Here is a 23120-nt window from a genome sequence, read left to right as displayed (position 1 = left end):
CGGCGGCCGGTCAGTCGCCCGTCGCGGCGGCGAGCCCTGCGGCGCGCGTGGCGTCGAGCGTGCTCGCGGGCGAGAGCGCCTGCGGGTCGACCTGCAGGTCGATCAGGGCCAGCGTCCCGGCGGCGCGCGCGGCATCGAAGGCGGCGGGCAAGTCCTCGTCGCGGGTGACGGTGGTGCCCCAGCCGCCATAGGCGCGGGCCAGCAGCGGCAGGTCGGGGACGTGCAGATCGGTGCCGATGACCCGGCCCGGATAGCGGCGCTCCTGGTGCATCCGGATCGTACCGTAGCGGCCGTTGTTCACCACCAGCACCACGATCGCTGCGTCGTTCTGCGCCGCGGTCGACAGCTCGTTCACCGTCATCTGCAGGCAGCCGTCGCCGACGATGCAGACCACGCAGCGCTCCGGGTGCTCGATCTTGGCGGCGATGGCCGCTGGCAGGCCGTAGCCCATGGAGCCGGAGGTCGGGGCGAGCTGGGTGCCATAGCGCTTGTAGCGGAAATAGCGGTGCACCCAGGCCGCGAAATTGCCGGCGCCGCTGGCGACGATCGCGTCTTCCGGGAGATTGTCGGACAGCCAGCGGATCACCGCCTCCTGCCGCAGGGCGCCGGGGGTCTGCACCGGTTCCTGCCAGACCTCGAAATCGGCACGCGCCTCGGCGGTCCATGTCCGGCTGGTGATCAGCGGCGCGGCATGGGCCGCGAGCGCCGATATGGCGTCTGCTGTGGGTGCGGCGAGCGCAAGCTGCGCGGGGTAGAGACGCCCGAGTTCATCGGGATCGGGATGCAAATGGATCAGCATGCGTTTCGGGTCGGGGCGCGCCGGGTCGAGGAGTTCGAAGCCGCCGGTCACCGTTTCGCCCAGCCTCGTGCCGAGTGCGAGGATCACGTCGGCCTTCGCGAGCCGTGCGCCCAGCTCCGGGTTCATGCCGACGCCGAGGTAGCCCACGTAGTTCGGATGGCGGTTGTCCATGAAGTCCTGCCGCCGGAAGCTGACCGCGACCGGAAGGTCGAGGGTCTCGGCGAAGATCTCGAGATCGCGGGTCGCCTGAGCCGACCAGCCCGGGCCGCCGGCGACGACCAGCGGCCGCCGGGCGAGGCGCAACGCCCGCATCACGGCGGTGGCGAAGGCTTCGCGATCGGGCGACGGCGCGAAGGTGGTGGGCGGAATGTCCGGCACCGCCGCGCTGGCGGAGAGCATGTCCTCGGGGAGCGCCAGAACCACCGGGCCGGGGCGGCCCGAGAGCGCCACGTTCCAGGCCCGCGCGATGTATTCCGGCAGCCGATCGGTCTCGCGCACCTCCGCGGCCCATTTGACCAGCGGACCGAAGAAGGCGGGCATGTCGACTTCCTGGAAGGCGTCGCGGTCGCGATGTTTGCGGTCGATTTGGCCGACGAAGGCGATCATCGGGGTGCTGTCGTGCTGCGCGATGTGCAGCCCGGCGCTGGCGTTGGTCGCCCCGGGGCCGCGGGTGACGAAGAGGATGCCGGGGGTGCCGGTGAGCTTGCCGTGGGCTTCGGCCATCATCGCCGCGCCGCCCTCCTGACGGCAGGTGATGGTCTCGATGCCGCTCTCATGGAGCCCGTCGAGCGCAGCGAGGAAGCTCTCGCCCGGCACCGAGAAGACCCGGCGGACGCCGCGGAGCTTGAGTTGATCGACAAGTATCTGCCCGCCGTGTCGTGCCGGTGTCATGGCTGCCCTCCTCGTTCGCCCTGCGTCGCGGCCGGTTCCTGGCCGCGCGGAGCTTGTGTCCCCGCCGCCGAGGATGCCGCCGTGCGGGGGCACAGGCAAGCGCGGGCTCCCGCCCGTCGTCGCCGCATCGAAGATGCGCCTCCTCCCGTTGGGCCGGGCCGTGCGCTGGCGCGCGCGGGGGGACGGATGACAGCGGTCGGGCCACCCGCGTGGCGGTTGCGCTCCATCCCGGCTGGCGTAACGTCAGATGGGGGATGGTGCATTGGGCCTGTCTTGCAATGTGGACGGCTTCCTGAATCCCGCGCGCGGCGGCGCTGCATGCCACGCTGGGATGAGAGGGCTGGCCGCCCGGAGCGGGCGATGCTCTGCCGCCGTTCTTCTACCATGCCTGCTTCCGTGGGGCGGTTGGGACCTTGGCGGCGAGAGGCTCGCGCCGGTTCAGGCCCGAGTCCTCGCGCTCAACGCGCAGGCGGCGTTGCGGCTATCTCAGCCTTTGGCCTCGTGTCCCCCGGGGACGGCGCCGTGGCGAATGCACGCGACGCCGATTTCTGGGTCCGCAACGGCACGGGCGAGCTGGTGTTGCGCGCCAGGGCCGGGTGGTCAGCCCGGTCCTACCTTCCGGTCAGCGCAACCGTTCCAGCACGTCGGTCGAGGCGTAGCCGTCCGGGCGCATGCCGACGGATCGCTGGAAGCCCCGGATCGCCGCGATCGTGTTCGGGCCGATCCTGCCGTCGATGCCCTGGGTGTCGAAGCCGGCCCGCGTGAGCCGCTCCTGCATCTCGATCCGTTCGGCCAGCAGCAGCGCGCGCAGATCGCGCGGCCAGTCGCCCTGGATCGCGGGGCCGCCTCGGATCCGGTCGGCGAGATGCCCGACCGCGATCACATAAGCATCGGCGCTGTTGTAACGCTCCAGCACGTTGAAGTTGCGGAACACCATGAAGGCCGCGCCCCCGGCGCCGCCGGGCAGCAGGATCGCTGTGGTGCCATGGTCGGGGACCGGGTCGCCATGGATGTCCCGCACCCCGAGCGCCGCCCATTCGGTGGAGGGTTTCTTGACCGGGTGGCCGGTGAGCGAGACGTCGAATCCCTCTGGCAGGATGACCTCCATGCCCCATGGCTGCCCCTCGACCCAGCCCGCTTCCGCGAGGTAGGAGGCGGTGGAGGCCAGCGCGTCGGTCGGGTCGTCGGACCAGATGTCGCGTTTGCCGTCGCCGTCGAAATCGACCGCGTGGGCGAGGTAGGAGGTCGGCATGAACTGGGTATGGCCCATCGCGCCGGCCCAGCTTCCTGTCATGCCCCGGGGCGTCACGTCGCCCGAGTCGAGGATCTGCAGGGCGGCGATGAGCTGTGCCTCGAAGAACGCCGACCGCCGTCCGTCGAAAGCGAGGGTGGCGAGCGATTCGATGGTGGGTTCGGAGCCGCGGAAGCTGCCGTAGGCGCTCTCCAGCCCCCAGATCGCGGTCACGATCTCGGCCGGCACCCGGTAGCGCTCCTCGATTTGCGCCAGAACGGCCGCGTGCTCGCGCAGAGCCTCCTCGCCGTTGGTCACGCGCAGCTCCGAGGCCGCGGTCTCCAGGTATTCCCAGATCGTCTTGGAGAACTCTGCCTGGTTGCGGTCGCGCTTGATCGCGTCGGTGTTGAAGCGGATGCCGGAAAGGGCGCTGTCGAGCGTTGCCGACGAGATGCCCTGTTGCGCTGCCCGTTCCCGGAACGCGGGGATCCATTGTTCAAAAGCGATGTTGGACACCTGCACCTCCGACGCCTGCGCCGATGCGAGAATCGGCCGTGCCTCGGGCCGGAGGGATATCTCGATTGCGTTCATGCCGGCGCTTGATTCCACCGGAATGGCCAGCGCCAATGACGCTGCCAGTATACTTGCTTTGCCTGTCATGGTGGCTCCTGCTCGCCATCCGTTGTTTTGCAGGAGTGTACTCCCGTGCGCCCATTCGGCAAAGGGATTTGCCGGGGGCTGCACGGAGATTCGCCGATCGGCCCGACGGGCTCACTTGCGCTTGCGGGTGACCTTGCGCTTGCTGCGGGTCGGGCGGCCGCCGCCCGGCGGGCGCTTGGACTTGTCGCCGAAGGAGCGCTCGCGGGCCTTGGTCTTGCCGGGCATCCGCCGGGTCGGCTTGCCGCGGTTGCGGGGCGCGGAGGAGGGGGCGATCTGTTCTCCGTCGAGCGACAGCAGTTCCAGCATCAGTCCGCCGGTCACCGGCACGGCCTCGGTCAGGCGGACCAGAACGCGCTGACCGAGGGAGATCACCCGGCCGCTGTCGGAGCCCATCAGGGTTTGCGCCTCGCGGTCGTAGTGGAAGAACTCGTTGCCCAGAGAGCGGATCGGGATCAGCCCGTCGGCGGCGGTCTCGTCGAGCTTCACGAAGACGCCGAAGCGGGCGATGCCGGAGATCCGACCGGGGAACTCGTTGCCCACGCGCTCGGAGAGGTAGGAGGCGAGGTAGCGGTCGGTGGTGTCGCGTTCTGCGGCCATCGAGCGGCGCTCGGTCTCCGAGATGTGCTCTGCGGTGGCCTCCAGCCGGTCGATGTCGTCCGGCGACAGCCCGTCCTTGCCCCAGCCATGGCCCGAAATCAGACCGCGATGGACGATGAGGTCCGAATAGCGGCGGATCGGCGAGGTGAAATGGGCGTAGGTCTTCAGCGCCAGGCCGAAATGCCCGAAATTCTCCGGGTTGTAATAGGCCTGAGTCATCGACCGCAACGTGCTGAGGTTGATCATCTCGGCCAGGTCGGTGCCGGCGGCGTCGTTCAGCAGCTTGTTGAGGTGGCTGGTGTGCAGCACCTGCCCCTTGGCAAGCGTGAAGCCGCTGGCCTGCGCTGTCTCCCGCAATGCATCGAGCTTCTCGGGGTTGGGCTCTTCGTGCACCCGGAACACCAGCGGCGTGCGCTTGTGGGTCAAGGTCTCCCCAGCGGCGACGTTGGCAAGCACCATGAATTCCTCGATCAGGCGGTGGGTCACCAGCCGGTCGCGGAAGTTGACGGAGAGCACCTCGCCCTTGTCCGACAGAACGATCCGGCGTTCCGGCAGGTCGAGATCCAGCGGCTGGCGCAGGTCGCGGGCGCGGGCGGCGGCGAGGTAGGCGGCGTGAAGCGGTTGCAGCACGTCCTCGAGCAGCGGGCCGCACTTGTCGTTGGGCTCGCCGTCGAGCGCCTGCTGAACTTCCTCGTAGCTGAGCGAGGCGATGGAACGCATCAGGCCGCGGTGGAAGCTGTGGCCGATCTTCTGGCCCTGCTCGTTCAGCCGCATCCGGACGGCGATACAGGCACGCGGCACGCCTTCGTGCAGCGAGCAGAGGTCGCCCGACAGACGGTCCGGCAGCATCGGCACGACGCGGTCGGGGAAGTAGGTGGAGTTGCCGCGCAGCCGCGCCTCCGCGTCCAGCGCCGTGCCGGGGCGGACATAGTGGGCGACGTCGGCGATCGCGACCCAGACGACATGGCCGCCGGGGTTCTTGGGGTCGTCGTCGGCATGGGCATAGACGGCGTCGTCATGGTCGCGCGCGTCCGACGGGTCGATGGTGATGAGCGGCAGATCGCGCAGGTCCTCGCGGCCGGAGAGGCCGGCGGGCTTCATCCGGTCGGCCTCCTCGATCACCTTGTCGGGGAAATCGTCGGGGATGCCGTGCTGGTGGATGGCGATCAGCGAAACCGCGCGCGGCGCCGAGGGGTCGCCCAGGCGTTCGATGATGCGGGCGGTCGGCAGGCCGAGCTTGCCGCGCGGGCTGGCCTGTTCTGCCTCCACCAGTTCGCCGTCCTTTGCACCGTGGGTGGCGCCGGCGGGCACCTGCCATTCGCGGTCCGCGCCCTTGTCGATCGGGGTGATCCGCCCGCCCTCGGTGCGCTTGCGATAGATCCCGAGGATCTTGTGCGGGTTGTGGCCGATGCGGCGGATCAGCCGGGCCTCGTACTGGTGCCCGTCGGCACGCACCTCGGTCATCCGGCCGAGGATGCGGTCGCCCTCGCCGAGCGCGGGATCGGCCTCGCGGGGAATGAACAGCACCCGCGGCTCCGGACCCTCGCCGTGCCATTCGAGCGGCTTGGCGAAGAGATCGCCGTTGGCGTCGGGGGCGAGCACCTGCAGCACTGTGACGGGCGGCAGCTTGTCGGGGTCGCGGTAGTGCTTGCGGGCCTTCTGCAGATGGCCCTCCTCCTCCAGCTCCTTGAGCATGCGCTTGAGGTCGATCCGAGCCGCTCCCTTGACCCCGAAGGCCTTGGCGATGTCGCGCTTGGAATTCTGCGTGGGGTTCTGCGCGATCCAGTCGAGGACCTGCGCCTTGGTGGGAAGCTCTGCCATGATCGCGAGGTAGCATGGGGGCGGGGGGCTGTCACCTGTGGAAACGGGGGCGGCCGCCGGGCGGAGCCCGAGCGGCGGTGGCGCCGCTGCGCGGCGGCGAATTTTCGTCCGAAAATTCGTGGCTCCGGCGGGGATACCTGCCGACAGAAGGCGCCGGATTCGACTCCCGGAGGGTTGGGAGTCGGTGTAGAACAAAAAAGGAACAAACTGTCGCGATTCTCCAGGAGTGACGGATGTCGTCGGTTCGACGGATACTTTCGCTGTGGTTTCCGCGGCTTGCCGCCGAGCGGCTGCTGCGCGTCGATGGTGTGGGCGTGGACGCGCCCTTTGCCGTGGTGCGCGACAGCGGCAACATGCAGCTTCTCGCCTCGCTCGACCTGGCGGCGTCGCGGGCCGGGCTGTCTGTCGGGCAGCCGCTTCGGGATGCGCGGGCGGTGTGTCCCACGCTGGTGACGCGGCTGTGCAATCCGCAGGCCGAGGCGGCGTTCCTGACCGTGCTGCGACGATGGGCGGGGAAGTTCTCGCCCTGGGTGTCGGAGCTGCCGCCCGACGGGCTGACGGTGGACCTGACGGGGTGCGCGCACCTGTTCGGGGGCGAGGCGGCGCTGCTGGAGCAGATCGAGACGGACTGCGCGGCGCTCGGGCTGAGCGTGCGGGCCGGGATTGCCGACACGGTGGGCGCGGCCTGGGCGCTGGCGCGCTATGCCGGGCGCGGGGCGGAGGCGGCGCGGTCGGGCGACGCGATCGACCAGGAGGCGCGGGCGACGCGGTCGCGGGCGGCCAAGCGGCGGCACTGGGAGCGGGGCGGCGCAGCGCCGGTACGGGCGGCCGCCGGCTCCGGCGAGCGGATCGCGGCGCCGGGGCAGACGCGCACCGCACTGGGGCCGTTGCCCGTGGCCGCGTTGCGGCTGCCGCCCGAGGTCGTGGCTCAGCTCGGGCGGCTGGGCCTCCGGCGGATCGACGAGCTGGCCGGCCAGCCGCGGGCGGCGCTGTCGCGGCGCTTCGGCAAGGAGCTGGTGCTGCGACTCGACCAGGCGCTCGGGCTGGTGCCGGAGCCCGTCTCGCCCGCGAAACCGCCGGACCATTTCGCCGTGCGCCTGACCCTGCCCGAGCCGATCGGCCTGCTGGACGACCTGCGCGCCGGGCTCGACCGGCTGCTGCCGGCGCTGGCGGAACGGCTGCGCGAGAAGGGGCGGGGGGCGCGGCGGGTGCGGCTGCAGGCGTTCCGCTGCGATCACACGATGCAATCGGTGGAGGTGGGGCTGGCGCGGCCCTCGGCCGAGCCCGACCGGCTGCTGCCGCTGCTGCTGATGAAGCTCGACGAGATCGACGCCGGCCCCGGCATCGACGTGCTGCGGCTGGAAGCGCATGTGACCGAACCGGTGCATGCCAGCCAGCACCGCGGCCACCTTGGCGCAGCCGCAGACGGCGCAGCGCGGATGAAGAAGGACGGTGGCGCGGCGCTCGACGACCTGATCGGCAAGCTCGGTGCACGGGTCGGGCTGGAGGCGATCACCCGGCTGCACCCGGCCGACAGCCACATCCCCGAGAAGACGGCGAAGGTGCTGGCCGCCGCCTGGTCGGAGCCGGCGCGAAACTGGCCGGCGCGCCCGGCCCTGCCGCGTCCGCTGCTGATGTTCCGCCCCGAGCCGGTGCACGTGGAGGGCGAGACGCCCCTGCCGCCGCGCCCGCCGGCGCGGTTTCGCTGGCGGCGGCGCGACCTGGTGCTGCGCAGCGCCACCGGGCCGGAGCGGATTGCCCCGGAATGGTGGATGGACGATCCCGAGTGGCGTTCGGGCGTGCGTGACTACTGGCGCGTCGAGGTGGCGGGCGGCGAACGGCTGTGGCTCTTCTATGCCCACGGCGGCGCGCTGTCGGCGGGCTGGTTCTGCCAGGGGCGGTTCGCCTGAGGGAGGAATGCCGACAACGGTTCTTGCCCTGCGCAGGCGACTGCCCGATCATCGCGGACGGACCACGGAACAGGGGAAAGGACGCGCCAGGTGACGCAATCCGAAGGGGAGCACAGGGCAGATTACCAGCGTCTTGCCGAGGCGCTGTACGCCGCGCTTCGGCCAGATCCGTTCTATGCCGCGCTCGAAGGCGGCGTCGCGGAGCCGGCGCGGGCCCGGCAGGCCATGCTCCACTATTACGAGTATTCGATCCGGGAAGCGGTCGCCCATGGCCTTGCGGTCGTTCCCGACGAGGGAGATGTCGGCGTGTCGATCTGGGCCGTTCCCTTGGCTCCGGAGCAGGAACGGGAGCTTTCCCGCCGCAAGAAGGAGATGATCGCCCACCGGATGGGAGACATCTGTCTGCGGATCTATGCCGGGATCTGCGAGGTCATGGCCGAGGCAACGTCGCGGGTGACTTCGAACCAGGACTGGTACCTGTCGATTCTCGGCGTGGATCCGGAACACCAGGGGCGGGGGCTTGGCGCAGGGTTGCTCGAACCGGTGCTGGAAAGGGCGGACCGGGCCGGGGTCGCGACCTACCTCGAGACCTTCACACCGGGCAACATGCCGTTCTACCGCCGCCTGGGATACCGCGACGTGGGCCGGTTCCATGAGCCGATCACCGACGGCCCCTACTGGGTGATGCGCCGCCCGCCGCCCGGCTGAACAGCCGGTCTACATCTGGTCGCTTGGCACCGCCGCACCGACAATCGGGCCGAGCGGGAAGCCGGTGTCGGACCGGCCCAGCGAAGGCGCGAAGAGGCGGGAGACCTTGCCGTCGAAGTAGAGCGCGTTGGGCGTCTCCAGCACGTCGCGGAAGAACCGGCCGAAGGTGTGGAAGTTCACCCGGTTGTCGGAGATCACGAAATGCACCGTCACGCCGTCTTCTGCCACGCCGACCCCGTTGCGGATGTAGCGGCTGTCGCTGTTGACGAGGAACCGCGGGTGCAGATCGCCGTCGATCACCAGCATCGGGCCGGACTGGCTGGCGTAGCGGCAATCGGGCGGGTTGGCCGCGAAGCTCCGGCTCTCGATCACCGAGGCGGTGCGGGTGCCGATGCAGAAGACGCCATTGGGCAGCAGGCCGAAATTGCCGGGGCCGTCGCTGGTGACCAGCGGTCCGCCCTGCACGCCGTTCTCGAGGTAGAGACCGACCGGGCTGCGGTCCTCGTGGTACATGCCGCCGTTCATCGCGAAGACGAGCCGTTTGCCCTCGGCCTTGAGCGCGCTGTCGATGGCGGTGAAGCCGCCATAGAGCCGCCCGTCGGCGTCGCTGTGCCAGAGGCGGATCTCGTCGCGGTCGGCGCGAAGGGTGCAGACCGAGAAGCGGTCAGCGCCCTGGCTCATCTTGCGGCAATCGGGCTCGGCCGTCGCGACAGCAGGGGCCAGCAGCAAGGCCAGAAGCGCCAGCAACCGCCGTGCAAGCCGTGGCTCAAACGGCATCGTCATCCTCGTGGCTGGCCGCGATGTCGCGCTGCACGCGGTCGTCGGAGAACATCTTCCGGGTCGCGTCCATCCGGTCGAACGTATCGTCCAGAACGAAGCGCAGCTGCGGCGCGTATTTCAGCGCCAGCCCCTTGGCCACCATCCGGCGCAGCTCGGACCGGTTGCGGTTGAGCGCCTCGAGCGCCTCCGGCGCATGGTCGCCGCCGAGCGGGAGCACGAAGGCGGTGGCGATCTTGAGATCGGGCGATGTGCGGACCTCGGCCACGGTGATCGACATCCGGTTCAGCTCCGGGTCGTGCACGTCGCCTTGCGCGAGCACTTCCGACAGCCGCCGGCGGATCAGTTCCCCGACCCGCAACTGGCGCTGCGATGGGCCGGCGCCGGTATGAAACTTGTTCTTTGCCATCCTTCCCACGTAGGGCGGCTTGCGGGTTTGCGCAAGCGGGCTTTGCCTGTGACGGCGGGCTCGGCTACACCGGCACCGCAAAGATGGAGACAGGCAGATGAGCGACACACCGGGTATCGTTGTCATGGGCGCGTCGGGCCGCATGGGCCAGATGCTGGTGCGCGAGGTGCAGGCGCATCCCGCGATGCGGCTGGTGGGCGCGGTGGAACGGTCGGGCCATGACTGGGTCGGCAAGGACATCGGCATCGCGATGAACGGGCCGGCGGCGGGGGTCTACGTGACCGACGACCCGCTGGAGGCGATGGCCGGCGCGCAGGGGGTGATCGATTTCACCACGCCGCAGGCGACGATCGAGCTGTCGGTGATCGCCGCGCAGGCGCGGGCCGTGCATGTGATCGGCACCACCGGAATGACCGACGAGGACCTCGCCAAACTCGACGCCGCCGCCCGGCACGCCGTGATCGTCCGGGCGGGGAACATGAGCCTCGGCGTCAACCTGCTGACCCAGCTTACAAAGCAGGTCGCGGCGGCGCTGGACGAGGAGTTCGACATCGAGATCGTGGAGTCGCACCACCGTCACAAGGTCGATGCTCCCTCGGGCACCGCGCTGATGCTGGGCGAGGCGGCGGCCGAAGGGCGCGGGCTCGACTTCCGCGAGGCCTACGTGGCCGCGCGCGACGGCATCACCGGCGCACGCGCGCCGGGCAGCATCGGCTTCTCGGCCATCCGGGGCGGCGACATCATCGGCGAACATGACGTGATCTTCGCCGGCGCCGGCGAGCGGATCGTGCTGCGCCACGTGGCCAGCGACCGGGCGCTGTTCGCCCGCGGCGCACTCAAGGCCGTGCTCTGGGGGCAGTCGCAGACCCCGGGCCATTACTCGATGCTGGACGTCCTGGGGCTCTGATCCCGGATCAGCGGCGGCGGCTCCGCAGCCGCCGCGCATTGCTGCGCGTCTTGGCTTCGATCGGGCGGATCGAGGCCAGCGCCGCGGCGGCATTCCCGCTGCTGGTCGCCATGGCGACCGCGGCCTTCTCGGCGGCGCGGGCAAAGGCCGTGGGTTTCTCGAACACCATCTGCGCGGCTTCCTTCGGCGTCATGGTGCCGAGCGCCATCATCATGGAGCGCGTCCAGATCACCTCGGAGGCGGAAAGCCACATGCGGGTATAGGCGAGCGAGGCCTGCTGCCAGGTCTGCATCGCACGGCTGACGGCGCGAGGGTCGTACATCGGATCTCTCCAGCTCGGGGCGGTTCGGGAATCAGGGGATTGGCGCCATCATAGCATCCCCGCGGCGTCCCGGCGCCCGCGAACGTCAGAAGTCGATCGCGAGCCCCTTCTTTTCCCAGTCGCCGTAGCGCACCGGTTCCAATCCCTTGATCCGCCCGCCCAGTTCAATGGGCATCGCCTTGGCTTCGGCCTCGGCCTTCTCGCGGCGCTCGGCGGCCTCGGCCAGCGCGCGCAGGGCGGCGGGCGGGAGGTCCTTGGCGGGCTCTGCACTCTCGTCGTACATGCTGTTTTCCTTGTCGCTGACCCGTGGGTGATATACGCCGCGCGGGTCTGAAAGCAATGGGAAGGGCCGTCGCATGGGCCAGCAACAGGCCGGGGGAACCGCCGCACGCCGTCTGGCGCTGGAACTCGTCCAGGGGGTCTGGCAGGAGCGACTGACGCTCGCCGAGATGGAGGCTCATCCGCATTTCACCGAGGCCCCGCCCGAAGTTCGGGCCCGCGCCGGGCGGCTGGCCCGCACCGCGCTACGGCTCGCCGGGCGGGCGGATGCGGCGCTCAAACCCTGGCTGAAGCGCAACCCGAAGCCGGGCGTGCGGGCGATCCTGCGGCTGGCGACGGTCGAACTGCTGGCCGACGGCGCAGCCGCGCATGGCGTGGTGAACGCCGCCGTTGCGCTGGCGCGAGAGGAAGCCGCCTCGACGGCGCCGATGGTCAACGCCGTGCTGCGCCGCGTCGCCGAAGAGGGCCGTGCCGGCTGGGAGGCGACCCAGCCGCAGCGCCTGCCGAACTGGCTGCGCGGCCGGGTGGGCAGCGCCTATGGCAACGCACGGGTAGCGCGGATGGAGGCCGCTTTCGAGCAGGCGCCGCCGCTGGACATCACCGCCAAGGCGCCCGACGCCGCGCTGGCCGAGGCGCTCGGCGGGACGATCCTGCCCACCGGGTCCATCCGGCTGGAGAAGGCGGGGCAGGTTTCGGCGCTGCCGGGATACGAGGCCGGGGATTGGTGGGTGCAGGACGCCGCCGCCGCGCTGCCGGCACGGGTGCTGGCGGCACGGGCAGGCGAGCGGGTGCTCGACCTCTGCGCCGCGCCGGGCGGCAAGACGCTGCAACTCGCGGCAACCGGGGCTGCGGTGACGTCGCTCGACGTGTCCGAGGCGCGGCTTGAACGGCTCCACGACAACCTGAAGCGCACCGGTCTCGCAGCCGAGGTCGTGGCGGCGGATGCGCTGGAGTGGGAGCCGGACGCGCCGTTCGACGCGATCCTGCTCGACGCACCGTGCTCGGCAACCGGCACGATCCGCCGCCACCCCGACCTGCCTTTCGTCAAGGATGCCGCCGACATCCGCCCGCTGGTGGAGCTGCAGGCCGCCATGGCCGACCGGGCGGTCGCGATGCTGGCCCCCGGAGGGCGTCTCGTCTTCTGCACCTGTTCGATCCTGCCGGAGGAGGGCGAGGCGCAGCTCGCCGCGCTTCTGGAGCGCCACCCCGACCTGAAGCCCGATCCGGAGGCCGTCTCCGCGCTGCCCGGCGTCGAGGAAGGCTGGCACGCCGGACCCGGCGCCCTCCGGACGACACCGGAAATGTGGCCCGAACGCGGCGGTCTCGACGGGTTTTTCATCGCCGCGCTGCGCAAGGCCTGACAGCGGCTGCGACGCTGCCTAGACTCGGCGGCGAGGGAGATACCGAGAGGGGCCGGTTCCGCGAAGATGATGATGGGGAAAGTCGAGGGCAGACTGAGCTGGGACGAGCGGCGCAACCGGTTGATGAACCGGTGGCAGGCCTATCGGGCGACCCATGCGCGCCCGGCAACGGGCTTCGTCTCGCAGCCGGAGCCGCGGGCGATCGGCACGGTGGCGCGTGGCCGCCAGCTGGTGGCGGGCAACTACTTGTTCGCGGGCTCGCTGGTCGAGGCGCCGGACAAGGCGATCTGGGACCTCGACATGCCCTCGCCGCGCTTCGAGGAAACGCTGCACCAGTTTCGCTGGCTCGACGATCTCGCGGCGCTGGGCGACGGCGCGGCGCGTGCCCGCGCGCAGGACTGGACCTGGGGCTGGATCGAACGGTACGGCCGCGGCGCCGGGCCGGGCTGGACGCCCGAGCTGACCGGGCGGCGGCTGATCGGCTGGATCAACAACGCGATCTTCCTCCTGCGCGGCCGGGACCGGGCGGCCTCGGAGGCGTTCTTTTCGTCGCTCGGTGCGCAGACCCTGTTTCTCGGGCGCCGCTGGCAATCGGCGCCGGAGGGGCTGGCGCGGTTCGAGGCGTTGACCGGCCTGATCTATGCGGGCCTCGCGCTGACCGCGATGGACGCCCATGTCGAGCCGGCGATCCGGGCGCTCTCCCGTGAATGCGAGAGCCGGATCGATTCCCACGGCGGCTTGCCGACGCGCAACCCGGAGGAACTGCTCGAAGTCTTCACCCTGCTGATCTGGGCCGCGCAGGCGATGCTGGATTCCGGACGCGATCCGACGCCCGAACTGGAAGCCGCGATCATCCGCATCGCGCCGACGCTCCGCGCGCTCCGTCATGCAGACGGCGGGCTGGCGCGGTTCCATGGCGGCGGGCGCGGGGTTCAGGGGCGGCTCGACCAGGCGCTGGCAGCGGCCGGGATCCGACCGGAGCCGCACGAGGGGCTGGCGATGGGCTTTGCCCGCCTCGCCGGCGGCCGCACCACGGTCATCGTCGACGCCGCCCGGCCGCCATCCGGCACGGCCTCGGTCAACGGTCACGCCTCGACCCTGGCTTTCGAGCTGACCTCCGGGCGGCGGCCCTTGGTGGTCAGCTGCGGGCCGGGGGCGACCTTTGGCGAGACATGGCGCCGCGCCGCCCGCTCCACGCCCAGCCACTCGACACTGGCGATCGACGGCTTTTCCTCCTCGCATCTCGGGGTGGTCGGGCTGAGCCGTGGCCGCAGCGGCGAGATCCTCTACGACCTGCCCAAGGACGTGCGGGCCCAGCCCTCGACCGCGCCGCGCGCCACCCGCCTGCTTGTGGGGCACGACGGATATGTGGAAAGCCACGGGCTGACCCATGTGCGGCAGCTCACCCTGACCCGCGACGGACGGGAGCTCACCGGCGAGGACACGCTCGGCGCCCTGACCGAGACCGACCGGCGGACCTTCGACCGCCGGATGACCGGCTCGCAGCTCCAGGGCGTGGCATTTTCGATTCGGTTCCACCTGCATCCGGACGTTGACGCGGCGCTGGACATGAACGGACAGGCCGTGTCGCTCGCGCTCAAGAGCGGCGAGCTCTGGGTGTTCCGGCAGGCCGGGGCCTCGAAACTCGCGCTCGAGCCGAGCGTTTACCTCGATCCGAGCCGTCTGAAGCCCCGCGCGACGAAGCAGATCGTACTTTCCGGCCGTGTTCTGGACTCCGCATGCCAGATCAACTGGACCTTGGCGAAGGCACAGGATACCCCGCAGGCCATCCGCGACATCCTGCGCGATGACGACGATCACCTGCCTTACGACTGAGGAAAGCTGCCATGTCCGACGCCCGCCCCATTCGCCGCGCCCTTCTCTCCGTATCCGACAAGGAGGGGCTCGTGGATCTCGGCAGGGCCCTTGCTGCACGCGGGGTCGAGCTGCTGTCGACCGGCGGCACCGCCCACAGCCTGCGCCAGGCGGGGCTCGAGGTGGTGGACGTCGCCGAGGTCACCGGCTTCCCCGAGATGATGGACGGCCGGGTCAAGACGCTGCACCCCAAGGTGCACGGCGGCCTGCTGGCGCTGCGGGACAATGACGAGCACGTCGCCGCGATGACCGAGCACGGGATCGTCGAGATCGACCTGCTGGTGGTGAACCTCTACCCGTTCGAGGCGACCGTCGCGAAGGGCGCCGACTACGAGACCTGCATCGAGAACATCGACATCGGCGGTCCGGCGATGATCCGGGCCGCGGCCAAGAACCATGCCTACGTGACCGTTGTCGTGGACGTCGAGGATTACGAGAAGCTGCTGGGCGACATGGACCAGCACGACGGCGCGACCTGCCCGAAGTTCCGCAAGAAGCTGGCGCAAATCGCCTATGCCCGGACGGCGGCCTATGACGCCGCGGTCTCGACCTGGATGGCGCAGGTGATCGGTGTCGATACCCCGCGCCGCCGCGCCGTGGCCGGCACGCTGGCGCAGACCATGCGCTACGGCGAGAACCCGCACCAGAAGGCGGCGTTCTACCGCGACGGCTCCTCCCGCCCCGGCGTCGCCACGGCGGTGCAGCACCAGGGCAAGGAGCTGAGCTACAACAACATCAACGACACCGACGCGGCTTTCGAGCTGGTGGCGGAGTTCGACCCGGCCGACGGCCCGGCCTGCGCGATCATCAAGCACGCCAACCCCTGCGGCGTGGCCCGCGGCGCGACCCTGGCCGAGGCCTATTCCCGCGCGTTCGACTGCGACCGCACCTCGGCCTTCGGCGGCATTATCGCGCTGAACCAGCCGCTCGACGGGCCGACGGCGGAGAAGATCGCGGAGATCTTCACTGAGGTCGTGATCGCCCCGGATGCGGATGAGGCAGCGAAGCGGGTGTTCGAGGCCAAGAAGAACCTGCGCCTGCTGACGACGGGCGGCCTGCCCGACCCGCTGGCGGCGGCCACCACGATCCGGCAGGTCTCGGGCGGCTACCTCGTTCAGGACAAGGACAACGGTCATATCACCGCCGAGGATCTGAAGGTGGTGACGAAGCGCGCGCCGACCGAGGCGGAGCTTCGCGACCTGCTCTTCGCCTGGAAGGTCGCCAAGCACGTGAAGTCCAACGCCATCGTCTACGTCAAGGACGCCGCGACCGTCGGTGTCGGCGCGGGCCAGATGAGCCGCGTGGATTCGACGCGGATCGCTGCCCGCAAGTCGCACGACATGGCCGAGGTGCTCGGCCTCTCCGCGCCGCTGACCCAGGGCTCCGTCGTCGCCTCCGACGCCTTCTTCCCCTTCCCCGACGGTCTGCTGACCGCGGCCGAGGCCGGCGCCACCGCAGTGATCCAGCCCGGCGGTTCGATGCGCGACGACAAGGTGATCGCGGCCGCCGACGAGGCCGGCATCGCCATGGTCTTCTCGGGCATGCGTCACTTCCGGCACTGAACCATGCGTCTTCTCTGGGTTACGGCGCTGGTCGCCTTCCTGATCGACCAGGCCTCCAAGTTCCTCGTCTTCCGGATGATGGACCAGGCGCAGGTCGGGCAGATCGAGGTCTTTCCGCCGCTGCTGATCTTTCGCAAGGGGCTCAACACGGGCGTCAACTTCGGCCTGTTCGCCGACAGTTCGCCCGCCCAGAGATGGTTCCTGATCGGGCTCACTGGGATCCTGTGCACGGGGCTGGTGATCTGGGCCATGCGCAGCTTCGAACGCCGGATCGAATTTTTCTGCGTCGGACTGATCGTCGGGGGGGCGGTGGGCAACGCGCTGGACCGTTTCCTGTTTCCCGGAGTGAGGGATTTTCTCAACATGTCCTGCTGCGGAATCAATAACCCCTATGTTTTCAACGTGGCGGATGTTTTCATATTTGCCGGGGCGATCGGGCTCGTTCTGTTCGGCAAGGAACGGAGCGACCGTAAAAAGGCCTCGTGACGTCGTCGGAAGCTTGCGATACACAGGCCGAAAGTCGAGGCGGGAGACAAGTGATGCTGGCATCAAGGATGACACGGGCAGGCGTGACGCTTGCGCTTGTGCTCATCGTGGCGGCCTGCAGCCCTGACCCGCGCATCATGCATATCGAACGCGGCCAGGTCACGCCCGACGAATTCTCCATCCTGCCCAGCAAGCCAATCGAGATCCCGACCGACCTGTCCACCCTGCCGCCGCCGACCCCGGGCGCCGCGAATCGCACCGATGCGACGCCGCGCGAGGATGCGGTTGCAGCCCTTGGCGGGGATCCGTCGAGGCTGCGCACGGACGGCAGGCTGTCCGACGACGGCGCGCTGATCCGGCAGACCACCCGCTATGGCGTCGATCCGAACATCCGCAACGACCTCGCCGTCGCCGATGCGGAGTTCCGCCGCAAGAACAAGGGCCGCCTGCTGGAGCGCTGGTTCCGGGTGCCGACCTACTACGACGCCTACAGCGCTTCCGAGCTGAACCAGCACAGCACGCTCGACGCCTATCGCCGGGCCGGGGTGCCAACCCCCGCCGCGCCGCCCATCGTGGCCGCCGAGTAAGGCAATCACTGCACGCTCACATCCCCGTTGCCCCGCTTGAATGCGGGGTCTCCGGCTGTATCTTCGGCGGAGCATCCAATTGAGGGGGACACCCATGTTTCGACGGATCGGCCTTGCTCTGACCCTGGCATCGGCGCTCGCGGCGTCGGCACAGGCGGAAGAGGTGACGAGCTTCACGCTCGACAACGGCATGGATGTGGTGGTGATCGAGGATCACCGGGCGCCCGTGGTCGTGAACATGGTCTGGTACCGCGTCGGCGCGGCCGACGAGCCGGCAGGCAAGTCGGGCATCGCGCATTTCCTCGAACACCTGATGTTCAAGGGCACCGAGACGCTGGAGCCCGGCGAATTCTCCGCCACCGTGGCGCTCAACGGCGGCTCCGACAACGCTTTCACCAGCCAGGATTACACCGCGTATTTCCAGCGCGTCGCTTCCGACCGGCTCGGGCTGATGATGGAAATGGAGGCCGACCGGATGACCGGCCTCGTGCTGTCGGACGAGGTCGTCGATCCGGAGCGGCAGGTGATCCTCGAGGAGCGCAACCAGCGCACCGAGAACAACCCCGGCGCGCTCTTTGGCGAGCAGCGCAGCGCCGCGCAGTATCTCAACCACCCCTACGGCACCCCGATCATCGGCTGGCGCCACGAGATCCGCGAACTCGGGCTGCAGGACGCGCTGGATTTCTACCGCCAGTATTATGCGCCGAACAACGCCGTGCTGATCGTCGCCGGCGATGTCGAGCCGGAGGAGGTCCGGGCGCTGGCCGAGACGCATTTCGGACCGATCCCGGCCAATCCGGAACTGGGCGAGCGGGCGCGCCCGGCCGAACCGCCGCAGCGCGCCGAGCGCCGGCTGTCCTACGAGGACCCGCGCGTCGCCCAGCCCTATGTCATGCGCAGCTACCTCGCGCCGGAGCGCGATCCGGGCGCGCAGGAGGATGCGGCGGCGCTGACCTTCCTCGCCGAACTGCTCGGCGGCTCCGGAGCGACCTCGCTGATGGGGCGCAAGCTGGAGTTCGAGGAGAAAACGGCGCTCTACACGGCGGCCTTCTATGACGGCATCTCGCTCGACGACACGACCTTCTCGCTGATCGTCATGCCGGTGCCCGGCCGCAGCCTCGAGGAGGCTGAAGCCGACATGGACCGGATGATCGCGACCTTCCTGGAGGAAGGTGTGGACGTGGCGGCCTTCGAGCGGCTGAAGACCCAGCTCATGGCGGACGAGGTCTACCGCAAGGACAACCTCCAGCGGCTGGCGCGCCGCTATGGCGAGGGGCTGACCAGTGGCCTGACGGTCGAAGATGTTCAGGCCTGGCCGGAGATCCTGCAATCCGTCACCGCAGAGGACGTGATGGCCGCCGCCGAGCGCGTGTTCGACAGGCGCAACGCCGTGACCGGCTATCTCGAGCGACCGGCCAGCGAAACCCAATCCGAGGAGGTGACCCAGTGATCCGACCCGCCATGCGCGCCTTCGTTGCGGCGCTGACCCTCTTCACCCTCGTCCTGCCGGCGCAGGCCGAGATCGAGATCCAGGAAGTCACCTCGCCCGGCGGTATCAAGGCCTGGCTCGTGGAAGAACCCTCGATCCCCTTCATGGCGCTGGAACTGCGGTTCCGTGGTGGCGCCAGTCTCGATGCGCCGGGCAAGCGCGGGGCGACCTACCTGATGACCGGTCTTCTGGAGGAAGGCGCGGGCGAGATGGACGCGCAGGCGTTTTCCATCGCGGTCGAGAGCCTCGCCGCCGAGTTCCGGTTCGACGCGCACAACGACGCGGTCTCCATTTCGGCCAAGGCGCTGACGGAAAACCGCGACGAGGCGATGGAATTGCTGCGGCAGGCGCTGGTCGAGCCGCGCTTCGACGAGGACGCCATCGAACGTGTGCGGGGACAGGTGCTCTCGGGGATCGATGCGGACACCCGCGACCCGGACGCGATTTCCGCCAACACCTTCTACAGCCTCGCCTTCGGCGACCACCCCTATGGCACATCCCTCGAGGGCACGGTCGAGAGCGTCACCGCGCTGACCCGCGACGACCTGATCGAGGCGCGCGACCGGACGCTTTCCCGTGACCACCTCTACGTCGCCGCGGTGGGGGACATCACCGCCGAGGAACTCGGCGACTTGCTTGACCGCCTGCTTGGCGAACTGCCCGAAACCGGCGCGCCGCGCCCGGAACGGATCGACTACACGCTCGCCGGCGGCACCACCGTCGTCGATTTCGACACGCCGCAATCCGTCGTCACCTTCGGCCAGCGCGGCATCACCCGGCACGACCCGGATTTCTTCCCCGCCTATGTGCTCACCCACATCCTCGGCGGCGGCGGGTTCTCGTCGCGGCTGATGGAAGAGGTCCGCGAGAAGCGCGGTCTGACCTATGGTGTCGGGGCCTACCTTTACCCGATGGATTACTCCGAGATGCTGGTCGGCAATGTTTCCACGGTGAATGCCAGGGTCGGCGAGACCATCTCGGTGATCCGGGACGAATGGGCGAAGCTCGCCACCGAGGGCGTGACCGAGGAAGAGCTGGAGCGGGCCAAGACCTATCTGACCGGCGCCTACCCGCTGCGGTTCGACGGCAACGGCCCGATCGCGAACATCCTCGTCGGCATGCAGATGGATGACCTGACACCGGAGTATGTCGTCACCCGCAACGACAAGATCCGCGCCGTCACGCTCGAGGACGTGCGCCGGGTGGCCTCCGAACTGATCGATCCCGATGGACTTCATTTCATCGTGGTGGGCCAGCCGGAAGGGCTCGACGCAAGCAACTGACCGCCTCGGCCGGGCCGCGGATTTCCCGACCCGGCGATGCGGATAACCAGTGGTCGAATCCGAATGTCCATGCTACCCCTTGTGGCATGACGATCGCACACCGCAACATGAGCGCAAATCCGGCGCAGCCCCCGGTTATCCGGCAACTCGACGAGACGGTCATCAACCGCATCGCCGCCGGCGAGGTCGTGGAGCGGCCGGCCTCGGCCGTGAAGGAGCTGGTGGAGAATTCGCTCGATGCTGGCGCGCGGCGCATCGAGATCGCCATCGCCGACGGCGGCAAGAGCCTGATCCGGATCACCGACGACGGCTGCGGCATCCCTGCCGCCGACCTGCCGCTGGCGCTGTCCCGGCACGCAACCTCCAAGATCGACGGCTCCGACCTGCTCGACATCCGGTCCTTCGGGTTCCGGGGCGAGGCGCTGGCCTCGCTCGGCGCGGTCGGACGGCTCAGCGTCACCAGCCGGGCCGCGGGCAGCGCAGAGGCCGCCCGGATTACCGTCACCGGCGGGACGATGGCGCCGGTCACCCCCGCCGCGCTCACCCGCGGGACGGTCGTGGAGCTGCGGGACCTGTTCCACGCCACCCCCGCGCGGCTCAAGTTCATGCGCTCGGACCGGGCCGAGACCCAGGCCATCGGCGACGTCGTCAAGCGCCTCGCCATGGCCGAGCCTTCGGTGGCCTTTACCCTGCGCGACGTGACCGGTGACGGCGAGGGCCGGGTCAGCTTCCGCGCCGATGCCGAGACCGGCGATCTCTTCGACGCCCTGCGCGGCCGGATCGGGCGGATCCTCGGCGCCGAGTTCGTCGAGAACGCGATCTCGCTCGACATCGAGCGCGAAGGCCTGCGCCTGACCGGCCTCGCCGCGCTGCCGACCTATTCCCGCGGGTCCTCGGTGGCCCAATACCTGTTCGTCAACGGCCGGCCGGTGCGGGACAAGCTTCTCGTCGGCGCGCTCCGGGCGGCCTACATGGATTTCCTGTCGCGCGATCGGCACCCGGCGGCGGTGCTGTTCATCGACTGCGACCCCCAGCTGGTCGACGTGAACGTCCACCCCGCCAAGGCCGAGGTGCGGTTCCGCGAGCCGGGGCTGGCCCGTGGCATGATCGTCTCGGGCCTGCGGCACGCGCTCGCCGGCTCCGGGCACCGCGCCTCCTCCACCGTCGCCGGGGCGACGCTCGGCGCGATGCGCCCCGAACCCGCCGGCCCGCCGCGCGTCTACCAGATGGACCGGCCGAGCCCCGGCAAGCTGGGCGCGGCCTTCGCCATGCAGGCGCCGCTGGTAGAGCCGCAGGGCTTCGCGGAGGCCGCCGCGCCCTCGGCCCGGATCGACCCCGAACCCGCCGCCGACACCGAGCCGCAGCGCGATCTGCCCCTCGGGGCCGCCCGCGCGCAGGTGCACGAGAACTACATCATCGCCCAGACCGCCAATGGCATGGTGATCGTCGACCAGCACGCCGCCCACGAGCGGCTGGTCTACGAGAAGCTCAAGCGTCAGATGGCCGAGAACGGCGTCGCGGCGCAGGCGCTGCTGATCCCCGAAATCGTCGATCTCTCGGAAGGCGACTGCGCGCAGCTCATGGCCGTGGCCGAGGACCTCCGCCGCATGGGGCTGACGCTGGAACCCTTCGGCGGCGGGGCCGTCGCGGTGCGCGAGACGCCCGCGGTGCTTGGCGAGATCGACGCCGCCGGGCTCGTGCACGACATCCTCGACGAGATCGCCGACCTCGGCGACAGCACCACGCTGGGCGCCCGCATCGACGCGGTGCTGAGCCGCGTCGCCTGCCACGGCTCGATCCGCTCCGGCCGCCGCATGCGCGCCGAGGAGATGAACGCCCTGCTGCGCGAGATGGAAGCCACGCCGCATTCCGGTCAGTGCAACCACGGCCGGCCGACCTATGTGGAGCTCAAGCTCGCCGATATCGAGCGGCTCTTCGGGCGCACATGATCCAGCTGGGCGACATCCGGATCGACCTGAACGACCCCGCCACGCTGGCCGCCCTCGCCGCCGCGGCGCTCCTGCTCCTGCTGACGGTGTTGCTGGTCATGGCGGTGCGCAGGGCCGGGGCGGCGGCGCGCATCGGCGAGCCGATGCTGCAGCATGTCTCCGCGCTCGGTGCCCGCGTGCAGGCACTTTCCGACGGGCAGCAACAGCTCGCGGGCGGGTTGACCCACGTCTCCGAGGCGCAGACCCAGGCCCAGGCCCGGATGCTGCAACTGATGGAGGCGCGGCTCGCCGAGGTCACCGCTCGGATGGGAGAAAGCCTGCAGGGCTCCTCCACCCGCACCGCGCGCTCCCTGGGCGAGCTGCAACAGCGCCTGGAGACCATCGACCGCGCGCAGGCCAAGATCGAGAAGCTCTCCGGCGACGTGCTCAGCCTGCAGGATATCCTGTCCAACAAGCAGACCCGCGGCGCCTTCGGCGAGATCCAGCTGCAGGACATCGTCTCCAAGGCGCTGCCGAAAGACAGCTATTCCTGGCAGGCCACGCTCTCGAACGGCAAGCGCGCCGACTGCCTGATCCACCTGCCGAACCCGCCCGGGCCGATCGTGATCGACAGCAAGTTCCCGCTGGAAGCCTACGAGGCGCTGCGCAACGCCAACACGCCCTGGGAGCAGAACGAGGCCGCCAAGGCGATGCGCACCGCGGTCAAGACCCATATCCGGGCGATCACGGAGAAATACCTGATCGAGGGAGAGACGGCCGATGGCGCGCTGATGTTCCTGCCGTCAGAGGCCGTCTACGCGGAACTGCATGCCAACTTTCCCGAGCTGGTCCGCGAGGGCTTCGCGGCGCGGGTCTGGATCGTCTCTCCAACCACCTGCATGGCGACGCTCAACACCATGCGCGCCGTGCTCAAGGACGCCCGCATGCGCGAGCAGGCCGGCACGATCCGCCGCGAGCTGGCGCTGCTCCATGGCGATGTCGAGCGGCTGACGACCCGGGTGGAGAACCTCGACAAGCACTTCGGGCAGGCCAGCAAGGATCTCGCAGAGATCCGCGTCAGCGCGGAGAAGGCAGGCAAGCGCGCCCGGCGGCTCGACAGTTTCGATTTCGATGAAATCGGCGACCCGCCCCGCGATCCGAAGGCCCCACCGGCCCGTCCGCCGGTTCAGATCGTCCGCCAGGACGTCTGAAGGCAGCGCTCACTGCGATTGGCTGGT

General features: G+C 69.7%; 19 protein-coding genes. 12 read left to right on the top strand and 7 right to left on the bottom strand.

The window, feature by feature from the left end; all coding sequences use genetic code 11:
- Positions 1-10: 10 nt before the first annotated feature.
- The 3 genes from CHB86_RS13190 to rnr all read right to left on the bottom strand — a co-directional run bounded on the left by CHB86_RS13190 (position 11) and on the right by rnr (position 5999).
- Entirely contained in the window at positions 11-1690 is a 1680-nt protein-coding gene (locus CHB86_RS13190; RefSeq protein WP_089233509.1) for a thiamine pyrophosphate-binding protein, read from the bottom strand.
- A gap of 622 nt (positions 1691-2312) precedes the next feature.
- Positions 2313-3581: a lytic murein transglycosylase gene (locus tag CHB86_RS13185; RefSeq protein WP_089233508.1), complete on the bottom strand. Its 1269-nt coding sequence runs from the start codon at positions 3579-3581 to the stop codon at positions 2313-2315.
- 111 nt (positions 3582-3692) lie between these two features.
- Positions 3693-5999: a ribonuclease R gene (rnr, locus tag CHB86_RS13180; RefSeq protein ID WP_089233507.1), complete on the bottom strand. Its 2307-nt coding sequence runs from the start codon at positions 5997-5999 to the stop codon at positions 3693-3695.
- Positions 6000-6232: 233 nt separating this feature from the next.
- Here rnr and CHB86_RS13175 point away from each other — a divergent pair, with 233 nt between their 5' ends.
- Together CHB86_RS13175 and CHB86_RS13170 are read left to right on the top strand one after the other, a co-directional pair.
- On the top strand, positions 6233-7909 hold the full coding sequence (locus tag CHB86_RS13175) for a Y-family DNA polymerase (RefSeq protein ID WP_089233506.1): 1677 nt from the start codon (positions 6233-6235) through the stop codon (positions 7907-7909).
- Positions 7910-7999: 90 nt separating this feature from the next.
- On the top strand, positions 8000-8617 hold the full coding sequence (locus tag CHB86_RS13170; RefSeq protein ID WP_217898303.1) for a GNAT family N-acetyltransferase: 618 nt from the start codon (positions 8000-8002) through the stop codon (positions 8615-8617).
- 9 nt (positions 8618-8626) lie between these two features.
- Here the strand turns inward: CHB86_RS13170 and CHB86_RS13165 are convergent, their stop codons facing one another.
- Both CHB86_RS13165 and rbfA read right to left on the bottom strand, forming a co-directional pair.
- The gene (locus CHB86_RS13165) at positions 8627-9400 is read right to left on the bottom strand and encodes a phosphodiester glycosidase family protein (RefSeq protein WP_089233505.1); all 774 of its coding nucleotides are present in this window, start codon (positions 9398-9400) and stop codon (positions 8627-8629) included.
- Positions 9384-9803, bottom strand: a complete 420-nt coding sequence (gene rbfA / locus CHB86_RS13160; protein ID WP_089233504.1) for a 30S ribosome-binding factor RbfA — start codon at positions 9801-9803, stop codon at positions 9384-9386. The genes CHB86_RS13165 and rbfA overlap by 17 nt, the downstream gene beginning before the upstream one ends.
- A gap of 97 nt (positions 9804-9900) precedes the next feature.
- Here rbfA and dapB point away from each other — a divergent pair, with 97 nt between their 5' ends.
- Positions 9901-10710 (top strand): 4-hydroxy-tetrahydrodipicolinate reductase, encoded by an 810-nt coding sequence (gene dapB, locus CHB86_RS13155; protein ID WP_089233503.1) that lies wholly within the window; start codon positions 9901-9903, stop codon positions 10708-10710.
- A 7-nt stretch (positions 10711-10717) separates the two neighbouring features.
- Here the strand turns inward: dapB and CHB86_RS13150 are convergent, their stop codons facing one another.
- The gene (locus CHB86_RS13150; protein WP_089233502.1) at positions 10718-11032 is read right to left on the bottom strand and encodes a hypothetical protein; all 315 of its coding nucleotides are present in this window, start codon (positions 11030-11032) and stop codon (positions 10718-10720) included.
- 85 nt (positions 11033-11117) lie between these two features.
- The gene (locus tag CHB86_RS13145; protein ID WP_089233501.1) at positions 11118-11315 is read right to left on the bottom strand and encodes a DUF1674 domain-containing protein; all 198 of its coding nucleotides are present in this window, start codon (positions 11313-11315) and stop codon (positions 11118-11120) included.
- A 73-nt stretch (positions 11316-11388) separates the two neighbouring features.
- Between CHB86_RS13145 and CHB86_RS13140 the strand changes: the two genes are divergently transcribed.
- The 9 genes from CHB86_RS13140 (at position 11389) to CHB86_RS13100 (ending at position 23093) form a co-directional block, all read left to right on the top strand.
- Positions 11389-12672: an RsmB/NOP family class I SAM-dependent RNA methyltransferase gene (locus CHB86_RS13140; RefSeq protein ID WP_089233500.1), complete on the top strand. Its 1284-nt coding sequence runs from the start codon at positions 11389-11391 to the stop codon at positions 12670-12672.
- Positions 12673-12744: 72 nt separating this feature from the next.
- On the top strand, positions 12745-14508 hold the full coding sequence (locus CHB86_RS13135) for a heparinase II/III family protein (protein WP_425445423.1): 1764 nt from the start codon (positions 12745-12747) through the stop codon (positions 14506-14508).
- Between the two features lie 11 nt (positions 14509-14519).
- The gene (gene purH, locus CHB86_RS13130; protein ID WP_089233499.1) at positions 14520-16109 is read left to right on the top strand and encodes a bifunctional phosphoribosylaminoimidazolecarboxamide formyltransferase/IMP cyclohydrolase; all 1590 of its coding nucleotides are present in this window, start codon (positions 14520-14522) and stop codon (positions 16107-16109) included.
- A gap of 3 nt (positions 16110-16112) precedes the next feature.
- Positions 16113-16595, top strand: coding sequence for a signal peptidase II (gene lspA / locus CHB86_RS13125; protein ID WP_089233498.1), 483 nt, complete (start codon positions 16113-16115; stop codon positions 16593-16595).
- Between the two features lie 53 nt (positions 16596-16648).
- Entirely contained in the window at positions 16649-17182 is a 534-nt protein-coding gene (locus CHB86_RS13120; RefSeq protein ID WP_245837953.1) for a DUF3035 domain-containing protein, read from the top strand.
- Positions 17183-17276: 94 nt separating this feature from the next.
- A complete protein-coding gene (locus tag CHB86_RS13115; protein ID WP_089233496.1) occupies positions 17277-18632 on the top strand; it encodes a M16 family metallopeptidase in 1356 nt (451 codons plus the stop codon).
- Positions 18633-18643: 11 nt separating this feature from the next.
- The gene (locus CHB86_RS13110) at positions 18644-19954 is read left to right on the top strand and encodes a M16 family metallopeptidase (RefSeq protein ID WP_089233495.1); all 1311 of its coding nucleotides are present in this window, start codon (positions 18644-18646) and stop codon (positions 19952-19954) included.
- Positions 19955-20040: 86 nt separating this feature from the next.
- Positions 20041-21903: a DNA mismatch repair endonuclease MutL gene (gene mutL / locus CHB86_RS13105; protein WP_089233494.1), complete on the top strand. Its 1863-nt coding sequence runs from the start codon at positions 20041-20043 to the stop codon at positions 21901-21903.
- Positions 21900-23093, top strand: a complete 1194-nt coding sequence (locus tag CHB86_RS13100; protein WP_089233493.1) for a DNA recombination protein RmuC — start codon at positions 21900-21902, stop codon at positions 23091-23093. Before mutL ends, CHB86_RS13100 begins: the two co-directional genes overlap by 4 nt.
- The last annotated feature ends 27 nt before the right edge of the window (positions 23094-23120 follow it).

It is taken from the genome of Tropicimonas sediminicola (genome assembly GCF_900188335.1).
Lineage (GTDB): Bacteria > Pseudomonadota > Alphaproteobacteria > Rhodobacterales > Rhodobacteraceae > Tropicimonas > Tropicimonas sediminicola.
The sequence above is the reverse complement of the archived record's forward strand: the minus strand, read 5'-3'. Positions and strand labels throughout refer to the sequence as shown.